The organism is Pseudomonas sp. AC252 (genome assembly GCF_979258105.1).
On the sequence record NZ_OZ409837.1, the window covers coordinates 4,051,212 to 4,071,761 of the forward strand.

Annotated in this window: 20 protein-coding genes and 1 tRNA gene; 16 read left to right on the top strand and 5 right to left on the bottom strand. The window is 58.8% G+C overall.

What is annotated here, in order from left to right:
• The first annotated feature begins 127 nt into the window (after positions 1-127).
• Genes ACZZZ4_RS18355 through ACZZZ4_RS18370 form a run of 4 tightly spaced genes read left to right on the top strand, consistent with a single transcriptional unit; the run spans position 128 to position 5,702 of the window.
• Positions 128-2,959: a xanthine dehydrogenase family protein molybdopterin-binding subunit gene (locus tag ACZZZ4_RS18355; RefSeq protein WP_463548385.1), complete on the top strand. Its 2,832-nt coding sequence runs from the start codon at positions 128-130 to the stop codon at positions 2,957-2,959.
• Positions 2,952-3,491, top strand: a complete 540-nt coding sequence (locus ACZZZ4_RS18360) for a (2Fe-2S)-binding protein (protein ID WP_016773947.1) — start codon at positions 2,952-2,954, stop codon at positions 3,489-3,491. The genes ACZZZ4_RS18355 and ACZZZ4_RS18360 overlap by 8 nt, the downstream gene beginning before the upstream one ends.
• A 2-nt stretch (positions 3,492-3,493) precedes the next feature.
• Positions 3,494-4,729 carry a c-type cytochrome gene (locus tag ACZZZ4_RS18365; RefSeq protein WP_463548386.1) on the top strand — a complete coding sequence of 412 codons (1,236 nt, stop codon included), beginning with the start codon at positions 3,494-3,496 and terminating at the stop codon, positions 4,727-4,729.
• Between the two features lies 1 nt (position 4,730).
• The gene (locus ACZZZ4_RS18370; protein ID WP_463548387.1) at positions 4,731-5,702 is read left to right on the top strand and encodes an XdhC family protein; all 972 of its coding nucleotides are present in this window, start codon (positions 4,731-4,733) and stop codon (positions 5,700-5,702) included.
• A gap of 42 nt (positions 5,703-5,744) precedes the next feature.
• Here the strand turns inward: ACZZZ4_RS18370 and ACZZZ4_RS18375 are convergent, their stop codons facing one another.
• Complete coding sequence (locus tag ACZZZ4_RS18375; RefSeq protein WP_039762065.1) at positions 5,745-7,028, bottom strand: NAD(P)/FAD-dependent oxidoreductase; 1,284 nt, start codon at positions 7,026-7,028, stop codon at positions 5,745-5,747.
• A 182-nt stretch (positions 7,029-7,210) separates the two neighbouring features.
• Between ACZZZ4_RS18375 and ACZZZ4_RS18380 the strand changes: the two genes are divergently transcribed.
• The 3 genes from ACZZZ4_RS18380 (at position 7,211) to ACZZZ4_RS18390 (ending at position 9,208) form a co-directional block, all read left to right on the top strand.
• Positions 7,211-7,287 (top strand) — tRNA-Val (locus tag ACZZZ4_RS18380).
• Between the two features lie 253 nt (positions 7,288-7,540).
• Complete coding sequence (locus ACZZZ4_RS18385; protein ID WP_039762066.1) at positions 7,541-7,969, top strand: hypothetical protein; 429 nt, start codon at positions 7,541-7,543, stop codon at positions 7,967-7,969.
• A 783-nt stretch (positions 7,970-8,752) separates the two neighbouring features.
• Complete coding sequence (locus ACZZZ4_RS18390; RefSeq protein WP_463548388.1) at positions 8,753-9,208, top strand: DUF2214 family protein; 456 nt, start codon at positions 8,753-8,755, stop codon at positions 9,206-9,208.
• 219 nt (positions 9,209-9,427) lie between these two features.
• Here ACZZZ4_RS18390 and csrA read toward each other — a convergent pair whose 3' ends face one another.
• Positions 9,428-9,622 (bottom strand): carbon storage regulator CsrA, encoded by a 195-nt coding sequence (gene csrA, locus ACZZZ4_RS18395; RefSeq protein WP_003179932.1) that lies wholly within the window; start codon positions 9,620-9,622, stop codon positions 9,428-9,430.
• A gap of 250 nt (positions 9,623-9,872) precedes the next feature.
• Here csrA and ACZZZ4_RS18400 point away from each other — a divergent pair, with 250 nt between their 5' ends.
• A complete protein-coding gene (locus ACZZZ4_RS18400; protein WP_039762070.1) occupies positions 9,873-10,238 on the top strand; it encodes an SPOR domain-containing protein in 366 nt (121 codons plus the stop codon).
• Positions 10,239-10,323: 85 nt separating this feature from the next.
• Here the strand turns inward: ACZZZ4_RS18400 and ACZZZ4_RS18405 are convergent, their stop codons facing one another.
• The 3 genes from ACZZZ4_RS18405 to ACZZZ4_RS18415 form a co-directional block, all read right to left on the bottom strand.
• Positions 10,324-11,013 carry an endonuclease gene (locus tag ACZZZ4_RS18405; RefSeq protein ID WP_024012402.1) on the bottom strand — a complete coding sequence of 230 codons (690 nt, stop codon included), beginning with the start codon at positions 11,011-11,013 and terminating at the stop codon, positions 10,324-10,326.
• 4 nt (positions 11,014-11,017) lie between these two features.
• The gene (locus ACZZZ4_RS18410; protein ID WP_016774035.1) at positions 11,018-11,287 is read right to left on the bottom strand and encodes a DUF1654 domain-containing protein; all 270 of its coding nucleotides are present in this window, start codon (positions 11,285-11,287) and stop codon (positions 11,018-11,020) included.
• Positions 11,288-11,484: 197 nt separating this feature from the next.
• Positions 11,485-12,573 (bottom strand): asparaginase, encoded by a 1,089-nt coding sequence (locus ACZZZ4_RS18415; RefSeq protein WP_039762072.1) that lies wholly within the window; start codon positions 12,571-12,573, stop codon positions 11,485-11,487.
• A 334-nt stretch (positions 12,574-12,907) separates the two neighbouring features.
• Here ACZZZ4_RS18415 and ACZZZ4_RS18420 point away from each other — a divergent pair, with 334 nt between their 5' ends.
• The 8 genes from ACZZZ4_RS18420 to ACZZZ4_RS18455 all read left to right on the top strand — a co-directional run bounded on the left by ACZZZ4_RS18420 (position 12,908) and on the right by ACZZZ4_RS18455 (position 20,518).
• A complete protein-coding gene (locus ACZZZ4_RS18420; RefSeq protein WP_434768381.1) occupies positions 12,908-13,354 on the top strand; it encodes a hypothetical protein in 447 nt (148 codons plus the stop codon).
• Positions 13,355-13,552: 198 nt separating this feature from the next.
• Complete coding sequence (locus tag ACZZZ4_RS18425; RefSeq protein WP_463548389.1) at positions 13,553-14,509, top strand: substrate-binding domain-containing protein; 957 nt, start codon at positions 13,553-13,555, stop codon at positions 14,507-14,509.
• Between the two features lie 55 nt (positions 14,510-14,564).
• Entirely contained in the window at positions 14,565-16,118 is a 1,554-nt protein-coding gene (locus ACZZZ4_RS18430) for a sugar ABC transporter ATP-binding protein (protein ID WP_039762077.1), read from the top strand.
• Positions 16,115-17,092: an ABC transporter permease gene (locus ACZZZ4_RS18435; protein ID WP_129999117.1), complete on the top strand. Its 978-nt coding sequence runs from the start codon at positions 16,115-16,117 to the stop codon at positions 17,090-17,092. Before ACZZZ4_RS18430 ends, ACZZZ4_RS18435 begins: the two co-directional genes overlap by 4 nt.
• A 3-nt stretch (positions 17,093-17,095) precedes the next feature.
• Entirely contained in the window at positions 17,096-18,115 is a 1,020-nt protein-coding gene (locus ACZZZ4_RS18440; RefSeq protein WP_039762082.1) for a LacI family DNA-binding transcriptional regulator, read from the top strand.
• Positions 18,116-18,139: 24 nt separating this feature from the next.
• Positions 18,140-19,057, top strand: a complete 918-nt coding sequence (rbsK, locus tag ACZZZ4_RS18445) for a ribokinase (protein WP_415763106.1) — start codon at positions 18,140-18,142, stop codon at positions 19,055-19,057.
• Entirely contained in the window at positions 19,054-19,458 is a 405-nt protein-coding gene (gene rbsD, locus ACZZZ4_RS18450; RefSeq protein ID WP_039762084.1) for a D-ribose pyranase, read from the top strand. Before rbsK ends, rbsD begins: the two co-directional genes overlap by 4 nt.
• Before the next feature lie 31 nt (positions 19,459-19,489).
• Positions 19,490-20,518 (top strand): nucleoside hydrolase, encoded by a 1,029-nt coding sequence (locus ACZZZ4_RS18455; RefSeq protein WP_463548390.1) that lies wholly within the window; start codon positions 19,490-19,492, stop codon positions 20,516-20,518.
• The last annotated feature ends 32 nt before the right edge of the window (positions 20,519-20,550 follow it).

Genomic DNA, 20,550 nt, shown 5'->3' on the forward strand with positions numbered 1-20,550 from the left:
TTAACCTTTCGGTCAGCTTTGCACTGTCAACACAGCTCTTTGCTTCGCCAGAAAGAGCTTCTGCACGACTCGAGATCCCCAGTAGATAACCACAAGGGCGGACCTATAACCGCCCAGAGGATGATCCATGTCCAACCGTGAAATGTCCCGGCGCTCGTTCCTCCAGGGCGGGCTGGTGGCGGGTGTGAGCGTTACGCTTACGCCGCTCAGCAGTCAGGCGCTGGCTGCCTTGATGGAAAACAGCGTCACCGTGCCGTCCGAGAAATGGCTCGGCAATAACGGCAAGGCGCGCCAACGCAACGATGCCTTGTCCAAGGTCTGCGGCAGCAAGGTTTTTGCCCGCGACATCCGTGCCAAGGACATGCCCGGCTGGCCTGAGCAACAAGGCCACGCGATGCTGCTGAAAACCATCAAGGCCGACCGTATCTACGCCGGCTACGACCTGTCATGGCTCGGCGCCGATCTGCAGCCGGACCGCATCGTTACCGCTGCCGATCTGGACAAGGACGGTATCGTTTTCCCCGAAGAGCACGCGCCTGATCCATTGCTGCCGGAAGGCAAAGTGCCGATGTTCATCGGTCACCCGGTAGCGATCCTGATCTGGAACGACTTCGAGCGTTTCCGTCAGGCCAAGAATCAACTCAAATTCAATGACAAAGCGATTCGTTACGGCGCCAAAGTGCCGTTCTATGAAGGTGATCCCTACGGCAGCTTCCGCTACGTGCGCGTTGGCGGCGCAACCTCGGCGGACGAAGACGAGTTCGCCAGCCTCAAGGACTCGATCCTGTTCCCGATGCTGAAAAACCGCCGGCCGGTGTGGAATGCATCGCCGAACCTGCATGGCAACCTCACCGAGCGCGGCCTGTTCTACGCCGATCGCATGAAGCAGGAAATCGACACGCCGCCGGATAACTGGCTGGTGTTCGATGAGCGCTACAAGACGCCGTCGATCGAACCGGCCGCCCTCGAGCCGGACAACGGCAACGGCTGGTACGACCCGAAAACCAAAACCCTGCATTTCGTCGTCGCGACGCAGTGCCCGCTGGAGGTTGCGACCGAGACCGCGAAGATGATCGGGCCGTCGCGTTTTGGCCTGGCCAATCTGAACATGCACCCGGGCTATACCGTCGGGTACGGCTCCAAAGACCACAACATTTTTGTCTACTATGCAGCTTTGGCCGCGCTGTACGGCGCCGGCGTGCCGGTGCGTCTGGCCAACGACCGCTACGAGCAATTCCAGAGCGGCATCAAGCGTCACCCGTTCGACATCCGCTACCAGTTGGCCGTGGACAAGACCGACTACACCTTCAAGATTTTCCGTGCGGAAATGAGCGTCGACGGCGGCGGCCGGGTCAACTACAGCCCATCGGTGGCGGCGGTTGGCGCCACGGCTGCGCAGTCGATCTACTACATGCCGCAGAACGACCTGCAGGTCACCGCCTATCATTCGCGCGCAGTCGAAGCGGGTTCGATGCGCGGTTACGGCACCCTGCAGAGCATGGCGGCGACCGAAATGATGGTCGACGAGATCGCCAATCGTCTGGGTGTCGACGCGATCGATTTGCGCCGTCGCAACGCCCTGCGTTCGGGGATGAAAAACACCCAGGGTGCAATCCCGGCCGGTGCACTGCGCCTGCACGAAATTCTCGACAAGGCCTCGGTGCACGAGGTCTGGAAAAACCGCGACGCGATCAAGCAACAGCGTGAAGCGGCAGATCCGGATAACTGGTACGGCATCGGTTTCGCCATCTGCCAGAAAGACTTCGGCACTGGCTCCGAAGCGCCGATGGCCAGCATCGCATTCACCGCAGACGGGCGCATCACTCTGCGCCACATCGGCATCGAAATCGGTACCGGCATGTCCACCTCGCAAGCCCTGGTCGTCGCGGATTTCCTCGGCAGCCCGGCGCACGAGGTGAAAACCGGCGAAACCGAATGGCAGGAAATGCAGCTGATCACCAGCGGCAACCCGTACATCATGAGTCAGGCCGAGCAGGACAATCTGCTGCGCAACCCGCGCTGGGTCGGCAAGCTGGCGTCGGCGTCTTCGGCGACCAACTCCGCCTATTACTTCAGCCATGCGACTCGTGAAGCGGCGCGCGTGCTGTTCAACCATGGTTTGTGGCCGGCGGCACTGGAGATCTGGCGCCAAGGTCCGTACGGCGGCCAGGCCAACCCTTACGTGGTGCGCCGCGAAGATGCGCATTGGGTCGATGGCAAGCTGACCGCCAACGGCATGCAGCCGCTTAGTTTCGAAGAACTGGCCAAGCGCGCCCACGAGCGCGGTCTGGTGACGGGCGCTACGGTGCATGGTTTCAACCGCTGGAGCTGGGCCGAGGCCGAGTACAGTATCGACGGCGTGCGCGAGCGCCTGCCGCTCGACGGTCTGGCGGTGAAATACGGCGATGGCGCGCCGCAAGCGAAGAAAGCGCAGATGAACAGCGCCGGCTTCCATCTGCTCGATCGGCAGAACGTCAACTACCCGGTAGTGCAGTTGAACAACGCTGCCGTGACCTATTACAGCCCGGTCGCGACGCTGGTCGAGTTGAAGGTCAACAAAGGCTCGGCGGAAGTTCAGGTGCTCAACCACCATTCGTGGATCGAGTGCGGTCGTGTGCTGGTTGAAGAGTTGGTCAAGGGCCAGCTCGAAGGCGGTATCGCCATGGGTATTGGCCATGCGTTGATGGAAGAGATGCCGTTGTACGAAGGCGGGCCGGGGGAGGGTGACTGGAACTTCAACCGTTACCGTCTGCCGATGGCGCGTCACGTTGCGGTGTGGAAGCAGACTGCGGAGATCCTGCCGCCGCTGTCGCCGAGCGATCCGTCCAAGGGCATCGCCGAAGTGGTGATGATCCCGATTGTCGGTGCCATCGGTAACGCCGTGGCGCACGCCATCGGTAAACGTGTTCGTGACTTGCCTATTACCGCTGCGCGCATCAAGGAGGCCCTCAATGGCTAACCGTCCGCTTCAACTGACCCTCAATGGTCAATCCGTCGGCCCGGTGGACATCCCTGATGACCTGCCGATGATCGACTATCTGCACGAATACAAAAATCTCACCGGCTCGCGTCTGGGCTGCGGTCAGGGGATCTGCCACGCCTGTGTGGTGATCGTCGACAACCCCGACGGCACCAGCGAAGAAGTGCGCACCTGTATTACCGGTGCGCATTACTTCGAGGGCAAGAAAGTCCGCACGATTGAAGGCCATGCCACTCGCGACGAGCAGGGCCAGGTCACCGAGCTCAATCCGATCCAGCAGCGCTTTGTCGACGAGTTCGCTTTCCAGTGCAGCTACTGCGCGCCAGGCTTCGTCAACGCCGCGACGGTGTTGGTCGAGAAGCTGCAGCGCCAGCCGATCGTCAAAAGTCAGCTGGAACAGGTGATCGAGGACAGCCTCGGCCATCACGTCTGCCGCTGCACTGGCTACGTGCGTTATTACAACGCCACGCGCAACGTGCTGACCGATCTCGGCCTGGTTAAGGAGGGTTGAGCATGAAGCGTTTACTGACCCGCCTGACTTTCGCGGTCGGACTGGCTGTGCCGCTTTTGGCGGCCCACGCCGACGATCAGATCAAGCGCGGCGAATACCTCGCTCGCGCCGCCGACTGCATGGCTTGCCACACCGCACCGGGTGGCGCGCCATATGCCGGCGGCCTGCCGATCGTCTCGCCATTCGGCACGATCTACGGCACCAACATCACCCCGAGCAAAGAGCACGGCATCGGTCTGTACAGCGATGACGAGTTCTTCGCTGCGCTGACCGAAGGCAAGCGTCGCGACGGTGCGAATCTGTATCCAGCGATGCCGTACACCTCGTATCACCTGATGCCGCGCGCCGATTCCGATGCGATTCACGCGTATCTGAAAACCATCGAGCCGATCGAACGCGCCGCACCGGTGACCAGCCTGAGCTTTCCGTTCAATGTGCGTCTGGGCCTGACCGGCTGGAACATGATCTATGGCAAAGACGTCAAGCTGGAACCGGCGGAAGGCAAGAGTGAGACGTGGAAGCGCGGCCAGTATATGGTCGACGTCCTTGGTCATTGCGGCGAATGCCATACGCCACGCGGCCTGCCCGGCGCGATGCAAATGGACAAGCGCATGACCGGCGGCATCCTCAATGGTTATCTGGCGCCGAGCCTGCTGGCGACCGACCTGGCCGCGCGCGGCTGGAATCAGCAGGATCTGAGCACGTTTCTCAAGCACGGCATGAGCGCGCAAGGGACGATGTTCAACGAGATGTTCCCGGTGTTTCACAACAGCACTCAAGGTCTGAGCAATGCTGATCTGGCAGCAATGGCGACATTCCTTCTCGGCGAGCAACCGGCGCCGGCCAAAGAACTCGTCGAGGTGCCGCTGGACAAGCTCAGCCCAAGTGCACAGCGCGGCCGTCAGGAATACCTGAACGTCTGTGCCGGTTGCCACGCGGCTGGCGGTGAAGGCAAGCCGCACATCGCCGTGGCCATGCGCGGCAACACCACGTTGCGTCTGGAAGATCCGCGCAATCTGTTGCGAGTGATCGAGGACGGTATCGGTGAGCAGAAGTTCTCCGGGTTCGAGCACATGCAGCCGATGCCGGGTTTTGCTGAAAAGCTCAGTCCTGAGCAATTGACCGATCTGCTCAACTACCTGCGTCAGGGTTGGGGCGGGCAGAGCGCTGAACTGGCGGTAAGCGAAGTGCAGAAGCTGCAAGCCGACGCGCCGAGCGTCGAGCACAAGGCCCACTGATATGCAGCATCTCGATCTGCAAGTGGTGCGTCGGGCGCTGGAATGGTCGGTGGCCGGGCAGCGCATCTGGCTGAGCACCGTGCTGGCCACCTACGGCTCGGCACCGCGCGCGCCGGGTTCGCTGCTCGCGGTGAATGAAGGCGGGCAGTGGATCGGCTCGCTGTCCGGCGGTTGCGTCGAGGAGGATTTTCTTCAGCGCGTCGCCGAAGGTGCGTTTCTCGAAGCGGTCAGCGTCGTGCGTTATGGCGAAGGCGATGATCCGCGTTCGCGGGTCAGCCTGCCTTGTGGCGGCATTCTCGATGTGTTGGTGGAGAAACTTGACGCCGACTGCGCGGTGCAGGCGCATCTGCGTGAACTGGAGTCGGCGCTGCTGGGGCAGCGTCGTCTGCTTCGCGAAGTCGATCTGGCCAGCGGTGCGCGCGCTCTGTTCGCTGATCGCGAGCAGGGCGCGCGGATCGAGCGTGAGATCGATCGGGTGCGCATCCGTATCGGCGCGGCGCAGCGCTTGTTGCTCGCTGGCTACTCCAGTGTGGCGCAGGCCTGTGCCGAGTTCGCGGTGGGGCTTGGCTTTGAAGTGATTCTCTGCGATCCGCGCGATGAAGTGCTTGAAGGTGTGGTGCTCAATGGCGTGGAAATCCGTCGGCAGTTGCCTTCGGTGTTCATTGCCGACGGTGGCTGCCATCGCGACACAGCAGTGGTGGCGCTGACCCACGATCCGCGTATCGACGATCTGGCGATGATGGAAGCGGTGCGCACCGAGGCGTTTTACATAGGTGTGATGGGATCGCAGCAGACGTCGCAAAAGCGCTTCGAGCGCTTGCGCCGCATTGGCGGTCTGGTCGAGGCGGAGCTGGCGCGAATTCATGCGCCGATCGGTCTTAACCTTGGCAGCAAGACGCCGGCGGAAATTGCGCTGGCTGTACTGGCGGATATCCTGCGGATTCGTAGCGGGATCGCCCGGGATCAGCTCTGAGCTTTATGCAGAAATGAAGAGGGCCGCGATTTGCGGCCCTTTTTACATCCCGAATTTATCGCGCAGTCCGTAATACCAGGCGCCCAGCGCGGCAAACGGTGTGCGCAGCAATTGCCCGCCGGGGAAGGGATAGTGCGGCAGGTCGGCAAAGGCATCGAAGCGCTCGGCCTGACCGCGCAACGCTTCGGCGAGGACCTTGCCCGCCAGGTGCGTGTAGGTGACGCCGTGACCGCTGCAGCCCTGCGAGTAATAGATGTTGTCGCCCAGGCGCCCGACCTGCGGCAAGCGCGACAGGGTCAGCAGGAAGTTGCCGGTCCAGGCGTAGTCGATCTTCACGTCCTTGAGTTGAGGGAACGCCTTGAGCATCTTCGGGCGGATGATCGCTTCGATGTTCGCCGGATCGCGAGCGCCATAAACCACGCCGCCGCCGAAGATCAAGCGCTTGTCGGCGGTGAGGCGGTAGTAGTCGAGGAGATAGTTGCAGTCCTCCACGCAGTAATCCTGCGGCAATAGCGCCTTCGCCAGCTCATCGCCCAGCGGCTCGGTAGTGATCACTTGAGTGCCGCACGGCATTGATTTGGCCGCCAGTTCCGGCACCAGATTACCGAGGTAGGCGTTGCCGGCGACGATGATGAACCTGGCCCTGACCTTGCCCTGCGGTGTATGCACAACCGGATTGGCACCGCGCTCGATGCGCACGGCAGGTGATTGCTCATAGATAGTGCCGCCGAGAGATTCGACTGCCGCCGCTTCGCCGAGCGCCAGGTTCAGCGGATGGATGTGTCCGCCGCTCATATCGAGCATGCCACCGACGTATTGATCGCAACCCACCACTTCACGGATGCGGCGTTGATCCATCAGTTCAAGTTGGGTGTGGCCGAAGCGCTCCCAAAGGCGCTTTTGCGATTCCAGATGCCCCATCTGTTTGGCGGAGAGGGCGGCGAATACACCGCCGTCTTTCAGGTCGCACTGGATGTTGTATCTGGCCACGCGCTCGCGAATGATCCGGCCACCTTCAAAGGCCATTTCACCGAGCAGTTGCGCCTGCTTGGGGCCCACGGTGCGTTCGATGACATCAATGTCGCGGCTATAACTGTTGACGATCTGTCCACCGTTCCGCCCCGACGCGCCGAAACCGACTTTGGCCGCTTCCAGCACCGTCACGCGAAAGCCGTTTTCCAGCAGGAACAAGGCAGAGGAAAGCCCGGTATACCCGGCGCCGATCACACAGACGTCCGTCTCCACATCATCCTGCAGCACGGGACGGGGCGGTACGGCATTGGCCGACGCAGCGTAATAAGACTCTGGGTATTGGGTGTTCGCCATCCTGCCGCCTCTGTTTAATATATTTTACGAGTGCGTCGATCCTACCCGAGTTGAAAAACCTCCGCCAGCCACCGGAAAATCTTCGTCGCTGAGGCGAAATTAAATATTTTGCATATTCATAGGGTTAGGTGAAAAAAGGTGTTGACACCCCTCCGGAATTCCGTAGAATGCCGCCTCACAGCAGGCACGTAGCTCAGTTGGTTAGAGCACCACCTTGACATGGTGGGGGTCGTTGGTTCGAGTCCAATCGCGCCTACCAAACAAAATCCGCTCTGCTGGGCGGTCTGGAAGGGCTCACCGAAAGGTGGGCCCTTTTTTGTTGTCTGCGATTTGCAAAACTTTTGCAAAACCCATTTCAGAAAGCCAGTTGGGCGCCTGCTTCAACGCAGTCGCTCGTCCTGTCGCCCTGTCGCCCTGTCGTCCTGTCCCTGTGTCACTTTGGGCTGCAGTTAGAAGCAAAGTCGGTATCACGTCTATCGGTGATATCATTGCGCCTCATTTATGGAGGCAAGATGAAAGTTGAACACTGGCGAGGCTGGGAGCCTGAGTGGCTCAAGCTGACCGAACACTATGCAAGCGCTCCGCCGGGACCGGGTGCGTACATCATTTGCGCAGACAGGGAGATTCAGCGCGCAATCGGTGCGGACGAGCATGGCATTTTGACCATTGGCGAATCCGAAAATTTACGCCGCCGTTTGGCCGCATTCGTGCGGTGCGCGAAAAATCCGGGCGCTGCTGGTCATATGGCGGGATGGCGATTCAATTACGCATCCTTCGAGCAGGTTTTCCCTTTGGAGTCGTTGTGGGTGAGCTGGTATCCAACGCCGGACAAGGCGACGGCTTACGCTAAAGAAGGACAGATGCTGGCGCTTTACCTGGCGGAGCATTTCGAGCTTCCACCACTCAACTACAAGTTCAATTGGCCGAAGCTGGAAGCTTGATGATGCGGCGCTTTGGCTTCTGACGCCACAAGGTCAACAACCTTATAAACTGCTGTGTTTTCTGAAACCTGTCAAAGGAATGAATCAGTGACTAACAATCACACTGTTATTTGCCCTCACTGCCTGAATGAGGTGCCATGGGGGGCGCAAGTCTGCCGGGGTTGCCAAGCCGAGGTGAGCTATGGCACACCACAAGGCGTCGCAATCTTCTTTCTGATCATTTGCGTTGTTGCTGGATGGTGGGGGGCCAAGTTGGTTCATACCTTCATCACCACGAACTCGGCAGTGCTGTGGTTCGTATTTGGGGCGATATTCCTGGCAGCCGGGCTTGCCTCACGAAAGCTTTGCAAGCGACTCTACAGCGGCAAAACGGTTTTCCGCCGCTTCTATCGAAAGTAGTTCGCTGCCGGTATCCAAGCCCAGCCTTGCGCTGGGCTTTGTTTTTTTCCGCGCACTGAGAGGGAGCGATACAAAGCGCTTTTTTGGTGCGCTTTTTAGCCCTCGTTCATAAAAAATATCCGGATATCCAAAGAGTTACAGAGTTTAATCTCCAACCAGTTATCGAAAAAGCCTTGTTGCAAGTTGGGAATTTAAGTAACATTCGTCCCGCGTTCACCACCACGGTTTATGCATTTTTAAATCCCAAGCTTCCATCAGCTGCTTGGGATTTTTTTGCCTGCGATTTGGCGTTTGGCATCGGTTCCCCTTCACCCGCGCGCGAAGCGCCGTTATTTCGTCTACTACTGTCAGCTGATTTTCATCTCTTTATAAGGGGGCACTTCGATGCTGAGCCAGTGGATCCTTGCGGCTGTTCATCTATTCGCGTTTGCCTTGGCTTTCTGGGCGGTGCTGAGGCGCGGCACAGCGCTCAGCCAGCTCTCGGCGGGCACGGGAGAGGTCAAGCGCGTTCTGCTCGCGGATAACTTGTGGGGGCTTTCAGCCTTGACGCTGCTTATCACCGGAGCGATGCGTGCGTTCGGTGGTTACGAGAAAGGCTCTGACTATTACCTGCATCAGCCGCTGTTTCATCTGAAGATGACGTTGTTTGTGCTGATCCTGCTGATAGAGCTTGCGCCCATGATCACACTGATCAAATGGCGCATCGCATCATCGCGCGGGGTAGCGCTTGATAGCGGACGTGCGAAATTGTACGCGCGAATCAGTCATGTTGAAGCGCTGCTGCTGATCATGATAATGGTCGCGGCGACAGGCATGGCGCGTGGCGTGATATTCGCTTAGAAGGCGGAATTCTCCGCGCTCTATCGGAAACGTCCGACAGCCAGCTCCAGGAGTGAAAGGTAATATCGGCGCAAGAAAGGAGGGAGGGGCAAGTGAAGGGAGTCAGCATGCTTCAGGCGCCGTGCCCAGCGGGGTGAAATGCGGATGGCTAAACGGCGCGTGAATCTTTAGCCAGTCTTGCGCGACGGCAAAACGACTGGCTACGTGAGGCGGTGTGGCTCAGGGGGTTTGCGGCTTGTCCGGAGCGGTCAGGCCGGCCTGGATGCGTTGGTAAATTTCTTCACGATGCACTGCCACGTTTTTCGGAGCGTTGATGCCGATGCGAACCTGTTGGCCGCTGACTCCGAGGATGGTGATCGTGATGTCATCACCAATGTTTATGCTTTCACCGACTTTGCGGGTGAGTATCAGCATGGTCTTCTCCTTGATTGCTTTGTAGGGCACCTGATTCAGACAGTGCAGAGGTCGGTGGTATCTATAGATTAGTGCGAAGTCTCACGGTTTGGGTGCCTCTTTCTGACGCGCAGATGCGGCATTAATTCCCAGGGCGTAACTATACAGAGGCTGCAATCATCATTCTCGTTGTTTTGCGCCCATTTTGCGGGGCTCGCGAAGTATTTATGAATGATAAGATCGCCGCTTTACGAATTCCGAGGAAAGCGTTGTGCGCAAATTGGTTTGGCTGGTAGCGGCACTGGCATTGGCAGGCTGCGGTGAGGGCAAGAATGTAGATGCGCCGAAGCCTGAGACGAAGGTCGCGGCAACGCCGGCGGCCGCTGCGCCACAGTGGGATCTGGAAGTGCGTGGCGAAACGCCTCAGGCAGTCAGTGACCTGAGCGGCTGGTTGATCGAGCACGCTTTCGTTCCGACGGTCGTCAAGGACGGCAGTGGTAAAACACGAATTCTGATCGGTCCGTTCAATTCTCAGGCTGACGCCGAAGCGCGGAAGGTGCAGGTCGATGCGGCGTTGGTAAAAGCCAAGAAACAGAACATTGAGTCAGTGGTGATTGAGCATCCGCTTACGCCATAAACGAAGCGCCTTCAACGCAGGTTGAACGCCGGACATGAAAAAGGCCTCGAGCATAGCGCTCGAGGCCTTTCTATTTGTGCTGCAATCAACCGCAGGCTTTCAGATTTACCGAGCCGACAAACTCATTGCCTCGTCCCATCACGCACGCCACGCTTTGATTACGCTGACGCTCCCAGTCCTGCACCGGATAGGTCTTGTCCCACGCCTCGTACAACTGCCGATCCTGCTTCGATAGGCGCAGTCCGTATTGTTTGCTCATATAAAAATACGTGCGGGCGATCATGCCGCGAATCGAAGGGCGGGGCATGACTTTCTTCGCTTTGAAATCGACCTGCGTCAGGCAGGAACCGTACTGGCCCGATTGTACCGGCAACCAGCCGTAGCTGAAGTTGCTGCGGTCACCGTTGACCTCGCCAATGCTCGGCACCAGGTTGTGCAAATCAGCTTCGGCCTTTTGATACACCGGATCGTAGCGGGTGCAATTCTTGCGTCCGCCTTGTTGCCAGCACTGTCGCTGGTGACCGATCTGCCAGGCCGGCACGATGTGCTCCCATTCGATTCTCGATGCGCGTTTGGCGTTCTTGCGCGGCACATAACCGCAAGCCTTCAGATCGACCTTGTTACCGGTGTACTTGCAGCCGCAATAAAACTCGGTGGACTGCGGTGCGTAAAGTTTCCACGCGGCTTTCTTGGCTTCCGAAAAGGTTCGTGGGGCGCCAGCCTGGGCGCCCATGGCGAAAAACAACAACAGCAAAGCAACACAGCGGACACTCATTGAATCAATCTTCCTTCGGCACAACCCAAAAAATCTGCACGCCACCGTCATCGCGATAAGCGAGGGTAACGTTGTCGTTCTCGTCGATTTCCTCGAGCAAGCGCTCCCAGTCGTCCATTGGCTCATCCGGCAAACGGAAAATCAGTGCGGCTTTGGCTTTTTGTGCGGTGGGGGAATTGATGATTTTCTGAACGCGCATACCCATGCGTTCGTAAGCGTCAGGAGCAGCAGGAGAGGTGGCCACGAGGTTATCCTTATTAAGCTGTACGTGCATACAGTATTTAACTGTAAGCGATTTCGCAACTGCTTAAAATTCAAGAAAATCCTCTGACAGCGTGTTTCCGATTTCGGTGTAGAACTCGACGAGTTTTTTTGTGGGAAAAATGCTTGAAGGGTGTCAGCGGGGCACCACCTGCCAAGCTGACAGGTGGTGCGCAATGCCCGATCGAGAACTGATCAGGCGAAGGTCAATCAGTATTCCCAGAACATCCGCTGCAGTTCTTTGCTGTCGTTGGTCTTGGTCAACGCGACCATCGCCAGGATGCGGGCTTTTTGCGGGTTCAGGTCGTGAGCGACAACCCAGTCGTATTTATCGTCAGGCTGTTCGGCGTTACGCAGGACAAAGCCGCCGGCGTTGACGTGGGACGAACGAATGATCTGCACGCCATCCTTGCGCAGGGCTTGCAGGGACGGGACCACACGCGAAGACACCGAGCCGTTGCCAGTGCCGGCGTGGATGATCGCCTTGGCACCGGATTGCGCCAACGCCTTGTAGGCGGTATCGCTGACGTTGCCGTAGGAGTAGGCGATTTCTACATCAGGCAGACTCTTGATGTTCTTGATGTCGAATTCCGAATCCATGGTGTGACGCTTGGCCGGCAGGCGGAACCAGTAGGATTTGCCTTCGACGACCATGCCCAGCGGACCCCAGGCGCTTTTGAACGCTTCGGTCTTGATGTTGATCATTTTGCTGACGTCGCGACCGGACTGGATCTCGTCGTTCATGGTCACCAGCACGCCTTTGCCGTGCGCTTCTTTGCTGCTCGCCACGGCGACGGCGTTGTACAGATTAAGCATGCCGTCTGCCGACATGGCAGTGCCCGGACGCATCGAGCCGACGACGATGATTGGCTTGTCGGTCTTTTCAACCAGGTTCAGGAAGTACGCGGTTTCTTCCAGTGTGTCTGTACCGTGGGTAATGACGATACCATCGACGTCCTTGCTGTCTGCCAGCTCGGAAACTCGACGACCCAATTGCAGCAGGTTGTCATTAGTGATGCTTTCCGAAGCGATCTGCATGACTTGCTCGCCACGCACGTTGGCCAGTTTGCTCAGCTCGGGAATGCCGGCGATCAGTTGTTCGATGCCGACCTTGGCCGCTTGATAGGTGGCACTGTTGGCAGCACTTGCCCCGGCGCCGGCGATGGTGCCGCCCGTTGCCAGTACAACGACGTTGGCCAGTTTGGTCTGGGTTTCGACTTCTTTTGCCTGAAGGGCGGTGGGCAGGAGCAGGAGGAGGGCCAATGCGCCCGGAACCAAGGTATTGAAAGCAGATTTCATTATTTTTCTCTCTAGTCGTAGACGGTGCTGATGCAGGTTCATCTAGATGCGCCCCAAGCCGATCTGAATGCTTGAGGTGCAACGAAGGGAGCAGGATTCATACCATGCGTAATGTGCCTGCGGAAAATGTTTAACTCGATGATTTAAATCAACATTTGTCTGGAGTCAGAACATTCTTGCAGACCGTTCCATCCGGTATCCCGAACAACGGACGGATTCGTGTTCGGCTCACCGATGGGCAACCGCTAAACGCCTGCTGAATAGCAAATACCCGCTAAAGAAATGCGCGCCCGGGCCGATGCGTCCTCAAGGAAACCAAATCTTAGGAGTTCACATGTCACTGACGGTCGGTTTTGCCAATCCCGCTGCAGTCACCATCGGCGGTAAAACTGCAGCGACAATCAACACCCTGAACGATGCGACCAATGAGGCATCGGCGCAGGCGCTGGGTACTGAGAAAACCGAAACAAATCAGGTCAGGACCGGCGGCGGGCCTGTGCAGGAAGACAGCAAGGCCGAGAGCGGCGGCAATCAGAGCATCACCGTCAAGACATTGCTCAAGCGTATGCAGGAGTTGCAGAAGCAGCTTCAGGAACAGCAACAGCAATTGGCAGCAGCGCAGGCTGCGAGCTATCCAACTCCAGAAGCCAAGTCCCAGGCGATCATGTCCATCCAGGGACAGATCGCGCAGACCAGCGCGGCAATGACCGAAGTCGCGGGCGCGCTGGTCAAGGAAATGTCCAAGGGCGCCAGTGGTGGGCTGGTCAACACCACTGCTTGATCTGTCGATTGGGCGAGTCAGCGATTCGCCCTACAACAGATGACGATTTGTGATTGTTGACAAATGTCGGCGGGATTCTCATAGTTCGGTCTACGCAAACGTTTGCGCGGCTTGGAAGGGCATTTTCTCCCGGAGCTGTGACGTAGCTTACGTCAGCGCAAACGTTGCTCACAATAATCATAAGATCGGAGTGAACCCATGAAGCTGCCCTTCGCCGCACGTCTTCTTGCTGTCGCTATGCTGGCTGCCACAGCCGCCGCACTACCCGTCTCCTCGGCGTTCGCCGAATCCGCAGAAAAACCCAAAGTCGCGCTGGTCATGAAATCTTTGGCCAACGAATTCTTCCTGACCATGGAAGACGGCGCCAAGGCCTACCAGAAAGAACACTCCGCCGATTTCGATCTGATTTCCAACGGTATCAAAGACGAAACCGACACCGCCGGGCAGACCCGCATCGTCGAACAAATGATCCTGGCCAAGGTGAACGCGCTCGTGATCGCACCTTCAGACTCCAAAGCCATGGTGCCAGTGATCAAGAAGGCCGTAGACGCCGGTATCACGGTGATCAACATTGATAACCAGCTCGATCCTGCCGTGGTCAAAAGCAAAAACATCAACGTCCCGTTCGTAGGTCCGGACAACCGCAAGGGTGCTCGTCTGGTCGGCGAATACCTGGCCAAGCAACTCAAGGCGGGCGACCAGGTCGGCATCATCGAAGGCGTGTCCACCACCACCAACGCGCAGGCACGCACGGCCGGTTTCAAGGACGCGATGGACGCTGCACAGATCAAAGTAGTCTCGCTGCAATCCGGTGACTGGGAAATCGACAAGGGCAACAAGGTTGCCGCTTCGATCCTCAGTGAATACCCGGACGTCAAAGCGCTGCTGGCCGGTAACGACAGCATGGCGGTCGGCGCCGTTTCCGCAGTCCGTGCTGCCGCCAAGGCAGGGCAGGTAAAAGTCGTCGGTTACGACAACATCAATGCGATCAAGCCGATGCTCAAGGACGGCCGCGTGCTGGCGACAGCTGACCAGTTTGCTGCGAAACAAGCAGTGTTCGGCATCGAAACCGCATTGAAGATCATCAAGGGCGAGAAAGTCGACAGCGGTGCCAACGGCGTAATCGAAACACCGGTCGAGCTGGTCACCCAGTAAGTCATCTGGCGACACAACGGCGCTCGTCCGTCCGGGCGAGCGCATGGAGATTTCTATGTCAGTTTCCGCCCCGAACGCTGTCCTCTCGGTCAGCGGTATCGGCAAGACCTATGCGCAACCGGTGCTCACTGGCATCGATCTGACGCTGATGCGCGGTGAAGTACTGGCGCTGACCGGCGAAAATGGTGCCGGCAAAAGTACCCTGTCAAAGATCATTGGTGGTCTGGTCACGCCGACCACCGGCCAGATGCAATTCCACGGCAAGGACTATCGTCCGGGCAGCCGTACCCAGGCTGAAGAGCTTGGCGTGCGCATGGTCATGCAAGAACTCAATCTGTTGCCGACGCTGTCGGTGGCGGAAAACCTGTTTCTGGATAATCTGCCGAGCAGCGCTGGCTGGATCAGTCGCAAGCAGTTGCGCAAGGCGGCGATCGAAGCCATGGCGCAGGTCGGCCTCGATGCGATCGACCCGGACACACTGGTTGGCGAGTTGGGTATCGGTCATCAACAGATGGTCGAAATCGCGCGCAACCTGATTGGCGATTGCCACGTGCTGATCCTTGATGAGCCGACCGCGATGCTCACGGCGCGCGAAGTCGAAATGCTCTTCGAGCAGATCACCCGATTGCAGGCCCGTGGTGTTTCCATCATTTATATTTCCCATCGCCTCGAAGAACTGGCGCGGGTGGCCCAGCGTATTGCTGTGCTGCGTGACGGCAATCTGGTCTGCGTCGAGCCGATGGCCAACTACAACAGCGAGCAACTGGTCACCTTGATGGTCGGTCGCGAATTGGGCGAACACATCGATATGGGGCCGCGCAAGATCGGCGCTCCGGCGTTGACGGTCAAAGGCCTGACGCGTTCGGACAAAGTCCGCGACGTCTCCTTCGAAGTGCGTGCCGGGGAGATTTTCGGCATTTCCGGATTGATCGGGGCAGGGCGCACAGAGTTGCTGCGGCTGATCTTCGGTGCCGATGCCGCCGACAGCGGCACCATCGCGCTTGGCTCGCCGGCCAAAGTCGTGAGTGTTCGCTCGCCTGTCGATGCCGTACGCAATGGCATCGCGTTGATCACCGAGGATCGCAAGGGCGAAGGGCTGCTGCTCAGTCAGTCGATCAGCGCCAATATCGCCTTGGGCAACATGCCGGAAATCTCCAGTGGCGGCTTCGTCAACAACGGCGACGAAATTTCCCTGGCGCAGCGTCAGATCGAGGCCATGCGCATCCGCAGTTCGAGCCCGACGCAATTGGTCTCGGAACTGTCCGGCGGCAATCAGCAGAAGGTCGTGATCGGCCGCTGGCTGGAGCGCGACTGTTCGGTACTGCTGTTCGACGAGCCTACTCGCGGAATCGATGTCGGCGCCAAGTTCGACATCTATGGTCTGCTCGGCGAATTGACCCGGCAGGGCAAGGCGTTGGTGGTGGTGTCCAGTGACTTGCGCGAGTTGATGCTGATCTGTGACCGGATCGGCGTGCTTTCGGCAGGGCGCCTGATCGACACTTTCGAGCGCGACAGCTGGACCCAGGATGATTTGCTTGCCGCCGCATTCGCCGGCTACCAAAAACGTGATGCGTTGCTCAATGAAGCGGCGCCTAGGGATCTCCCATGAAAACTGCATCTCCTGCCAGTAAACGTAGTGGCAATTTCTTCGGCCTGGGTACTTATCTCGGTCTGGCCGGTGCCTTGCTGGCGATGATTGCGCTGTTCTCGGTTCTGAGCAGCCACTTCCTCTCGTACAACACTTTCAGCACCCTGGCCAACCAGATTCCCGACCTGATGGTGCTGGCGGTGGGCATGACCTTTGTGTTGATCATCGGCGGCATCGACCTTTCGGTCGGCTCGGTGCTGGCCCTGGCCGCGTCAACAGTCAGCGTTGCGATTCTCGGCTGGGGCTGGAGCGTTTTGCCAGCGGCGTTGCTCGGCATGGCGGTGGCGGCTCTGGCCGGCACTATTACCGGCTCGATCACCGTGGCCTGGCGGATTCCATCGTTCATCGTCTCCCTCGGCGTGCTGGAAATGGCCCGTGGCTTGGCCTATCAGATGACCGGGTCGCGCACTGCTTACATTGGCGATGCGTTTGCCTGGCTGTCGAATCCGATCGCGTTCGGCATTTCCCCGTCGTTCATCATTGCTTTGCTGGTGATCTTTATCGCGCAGGCAGTTTTGACCCGCACTGTTTTCGGCCGCTACCTGATCGGCATCGGTACCAACGAAGAGGCGGTGCGTCTGGCCGGGATCAATCCCAAACCCTACAAGGTTCTGGTGTTCAGCCTGATGGGTTTGCTGGCGGGTATCGCTGCGCTGTTTCAGATTTCGCGTCTGGAAGCGGCTGACCCGAACGCAGGCTCTGGCCTGGAACTGCAAGTGATCGCAGCGGTGGTTATCGGCGGCACCAGCCTGATGGGCGGGCGCGGTTCGGTGATCAGTACGTTCTTCGGCGTGTTGATCATTTCCGTGCTCGCGGCCGGACTCGCGCAGATTGGTGCGACGGAGCCGACCAAGCGGATCATCACCGGTGCGGTAATCGTTATCGCTGTGGTGCTCGACACCTATCGCAGTCAACGCGCCAGTCGCCGGGGCTGAACCATGGCAACGATCAAGGATGTAGCGGCGCTCGCGGGCATTTCCTACACGACTGTGTCGCACGTGGTGAACAATACCCGTCCGGTCAGTCAGGAAGTGCGGCGCAAAGTCGAGGCGGCTATCAAAAGTCTCGACTACGTGCCCAGTGCCGTGGCGCGCTCGCTGAAAGCCAAGACCACCGCGACCATCGGTTTGCTGGTACCGAACAGTCTCAACCCGTACTTCGCCGAACTGGCGCGGGGAATCGAGGATTACTGCGAGCGTAACGGCTACTGCGTGATCCTCTGCAACTCCGACGACAACCCGGACAAGCAGCGCAGTTATTTGCGTGTGTTGCTGGAAAAGCGCATCGACGGTTTGATCGTCGCCTCCGCCGGCGGTGACAGTGGTCTGGCCGAAGGGCTGGCGGGTGTGAAAACGCCGATGGTCATTGTCGACCGCGGCCTGGAGGGTGTGAATGCCGATCTGGTGCGCATTGACCACGAGTACGGCGCTTATCTGGCAACCCGTCACCTGCTCGAGTTGGGTCATCGCGACATCGCCACGATTGGAGGCCCGGCCAGTACTAGCGTGGCGCAAATGCGTCAGGCCGGTTATTGCCGAGCGCTGCAAGAGGCAGGAATAGAAGTGCGCGAAGAGCGCATGCTGGAAAGCGACTTCACCAGCACCGGAGGTTACAACGCCGCTGCCCGCTTGCTTGAAAGCAATCCGCCGAGTGCGATTTTTGCTGGCAACGACATGATTGGTATCGGTGTGCTGCGTGCGGCGGCCGAACGTAACGTGCGAGTGCCGGCCGAATTGTCGGTGATCGGCTTCGATGACATTCAGATGAGCCGTTATGTCTATCCGGCGCTGACCACGGTCGGCCAGTCGATCCTGCAATTGGGCGAGATGGCCGCCGAGGTGCTGTTGCGCAGGATTGCTGTGCCGGATTCCGGCACCGATCAACGCATCGTGACCCCGAGCATTGTCCTGCGCGAATCGACCGCGCCGCTGTCCGGCGTGTTCACCGAATATCGCTGAAACCGAATTGATGAGTAGTGATGTATGCCAGCAAATGTAGTGGTAATAGGCAGTCTGAACATGGACCTGGTCACCCGGGCGCCAAGGCTGCCGCGCGGCGGTGAAACGCTGATCGGACATTCCTTTGCCACCGTGTCGGGAGGCAAGGGCGCCAATCAGGCGGTTGCCGCTGCTCGTCTGGGCGCGCAGGTGGCGATGCTCGGTTGCGTCGGAAATGACGACTACGGTGTGCGATTGCGCGATGCCTTGCTCGCCGAGCACATCGACTGCCAGGCTGTCAGTGTCGTCGAGGATTCCAGTGGCGTGGCGCTGATTGTGGTGGATGACCACAGCCAGAACGCCATCGTCATTGTCGCCGGTGCCAACGGCGCAATGACGGAAGCAGTTATTGACCGTTTTGATGCGGTTTTGCAAGCCGCCGATGTGGTGATCTGTCAGCTCGAGATTCCCGATGCGACAGTCGGTCATGCGCTCAAGCGTGCGCGTGAACTGGGTAAAACCGTCATCCTCAACCCGGCCCCGGCCAGCCGTCCTTTGCCGGCAGACTGGTTCGCGGCGATCGATTATCTGATTCCCAACGAGAGCGAAGCGGCCGCATTGAGCGGGATCGCGGTCGACTCGCTGCAGTCGGCAGAAACGGCTGCCAACCAATTGATTGCCATGGGCGCCAGCAAAGTCATCGTCACCTTGGGCGCGCAGGGCTCGTTGTTCGCCGATGGCAAAGGCTTCGAACATTTCCCCGCGCCGACCGTGAAGGCGGTCGATACCACGGCGGCAGGCGACACGTTTGTTGGTGGTTTCGCCGCAGCCCTGGCCAGCGGCAAGTCCGAGGCCGAGGCGATTCGCTACGGTCAGGTCGCCGCTGCACTGTCGGTTACCCGCGCCGGTGCGCAACCGTCGATTCCAACCATGTCCGAAGTACAGGCGTTCAGACCCGCATGAAAAAGACTCCTTTGCTTAACGTCGCGCTGTCGCGACTGATCGCGTCTCTTGGCCACGGTGACATGGTGGTGATTGGCGACGCCGGTTTGCCGGTGCCGCCGGGCGTCGAGTTGATCGATCTGGCGCTGACCCATGGTATCCCTGACTTCGTCAGCACCCTGAAAGTCGTGCTCAGCGAAATGCAGGTAGAAAGCCATGTGCTGGCCAGAGAGATCTTCGATAAGCGGCCCTCCGCGCTGGCCGATCTGGACGCGATGAACGAAGAGGGCGCGCTGGGCCGTAGGGATCTGCTCACCCACGAGCAGTTCAAGGTGCTTAGCCGACAGGCCAGGGCGATCATTCGTACAGGAGAATGTCAGCCGTACTGCAACATCGTTCTGGTCGCCGGGGTTACATTCTGATTTCCGATTTCACCTGCACAAGGAATGCGCCATGCAACGCTATGCTGAGAAAATTCACCAACTGATCCGGAGCCTGCTGCTTTTGTCCGTGATAACTGCGACCGGCGCCCAGGCGGCGGAAAAGATCGACTTGATCATCGATACCGATCCCGGCGCTGACGACGTGGTCGCCTTGCTCTTCGCTCTGGCGTCGCCGGATGAATTGAACATCCGTGCCCTGACCACCGTTGCCGGCAACGTGCGCCTGGACAAGACTTCGCGTAACGCACGGCTGGCTCGCGAATGGGCAGGGCGCGAAGATGTACCGGTTTACGCCGGTGCGCCGAAACCGCTGATGCGTACGCCGATCTACGCCGAGAATATTCATGGCAAGGAAGGCTTGTCGGGCGTGACGGTCCACGAGGCGAAGAAAGGCCTGGCGAAAGGAAATGCGGTCAATTATCTGATCGACACGCTTAAATCGGCCAAACCGCACAGCGTCACCATCGCCATGCTCGGCCCGCAGACCAACCTGGCGCTGGCGTTGATCCAAGAGCCGGAGATCGTTCAGGGCATCAAGGAAGTGGTGATCATGGGCGGGGCGCATTTCAACGGTGGCAACATCACCCCTGTGGCTGAATTCAACCTGTTCGCTGATCCGCAGGCTGCCGAGGTGGTGCTCAAGAGCGGGGTGAAACTCACCTATCTGCCGCTCGATGTGACCCACAAGATTTTGACCAGTGACGCGCGCCTGAAGCAGATTGCCGCGCTGAACAACAATGCCAGCAAGATCGTCGGCGACATTCTCAACGAATACATCAAGGGCGATATGGAGCATTACGGCATTCCCGGTGGCCCGGTGCATGACGCGACTGTTGTGGCGTATCTGCTCAAGCCTGAGCTGTTCACCGGTCGGGCAGTCAACGTCGTGGTGGACAGCCGGGAAGGGCCGACATTTGGTCAGACCATCGTTGACTGGTACGACGGTTTGAAAGCGCCGAAAAATGCATTCTGGGTTGAAAATGGCGACGCGCAGGGTTTCTTCGATTTGCTGACCGAGCGCCTGAAACGCCTTAAATAAGCCCTCTGATCCGCAGGTCACTGCCTGCGGGT